Below are 1,002 nucleotides of genomic sequence, written 5' to 3' on the forward strand. Positions count from 1 at the left end.
TTATGGAGTGCTTCTTGGCATTCCCGGTACGGTGAAGCCATTGTTCGAATTCTTCATTCCACACCCATTGTTCGGTATACTGCCGGTATTTGGCGAAGTTATATTTAAAGTATTTTACTACTGCCTCAATTCGGCCTTTACTGGGGGATCCCCCTTTCTGCACAGGTAAATATCTAATTTCTCACTTTGCCGAAAGGCTTCAAATTCTTTAGTGTAGATAATATCTCCATAATTCTCATTAACGGCAATTAGTCGGTCCTGGTCAAATACCAGTTCTCTGGGCTTACCTCCCATCCATTCAAAACAGGAACGGATGGCATTTACCATGTCCCGGGCATCAGGCGGGTATGAAAACCATACCCCGTATTTATATCGGGAATGGGAGAGTACAAAACCTATACAGTAAAGCTTCTGGTATCGTCTTGTCCGAATATTTTCTACTGATATGCTGCCAATATCTACTTGCATCTGCAGCCCCATGGGTGGATCCGGTATTGCTTCATACTCCCGCTCACTCGCAGCAGGCTTTATATCATAATCAATACGTAAGATGCGAATATACCTTCTAACACTATTTTCTGCGAGTTGCAGATTGTATTTTTCTTTAAGCCAGTCATGTATTTGAGCTGCGGTAATTTCCGGATAAGTCCTTAGCCAGGATAAAATCAGATCTTTGTGCTGCTCAAGACTGGATTTCTTGGCCGGTTGAAGTATCTTTTCATGATACTCATCCGGGGTCATGTCCCAGTATTTTTTTACTGTAGTTCGATGGATTTCCAGAGTTCTAGCTACTTGTCGCTGCGAAAAGCCTTCGCTTCTCATTGTCTGAATTTTGCTGTACATTTGCCACCTCTTAGTCATTTTTAACCTCCCATGCTATTTCTTTTGGTAATGAAACCACTCAAGATAATAGCATGTTGGTTGTGCTATTCCCATTATTGACTTTTATTAGTGGCACACTTTTCATTAGCGTTTTTGGTACACTTTATTTTAGCGTTTACA

At 41.3% G+C, this 1,002-nt stretch carries 1 protein-coding gene; it reads right to left on the reverse strand.

Annotated elements, in window-relative coordinates; all coding sequences use genetic code 11:
• Nucleotides 1-117 precede the first annotated feature (117 nt).
• Nucleotides 118-861, reverse strand: a complete 744-nt coding sequence (locus JCM14374_RS12850) for a DDE-type integrase/transposase/recombinase (RefSeq protein WP_054698198.1) — start codon at nt 859-861, stop codon at nt 118-120.
• Nucleotides 862-1,002: the final 141 nt, after the last annotated feature.

The sequence above is a fragment of the Syntrophomonas palmitatica JCM 14374 genome (assembly GCF_001311885.1).
In the GTDB taxonomy this organism is placed as follows: domain Bacteria; phylum Bacillota; class Syntrophomonadia; order Syntrophomonadales; family Syntrophomonadaceae; genus Syntrophomonas_A; species Syntrophomonas_A palmitatica.

Coding starts and splice junctions, on each gene's coding strand:
- JCM14374_RS12850 (WP_054698198.1), bottom strand. CDS start 861: ATGACTAAGAGGTGGCAAATGTACAGCAAAATTCAGACAATGAGAAGC.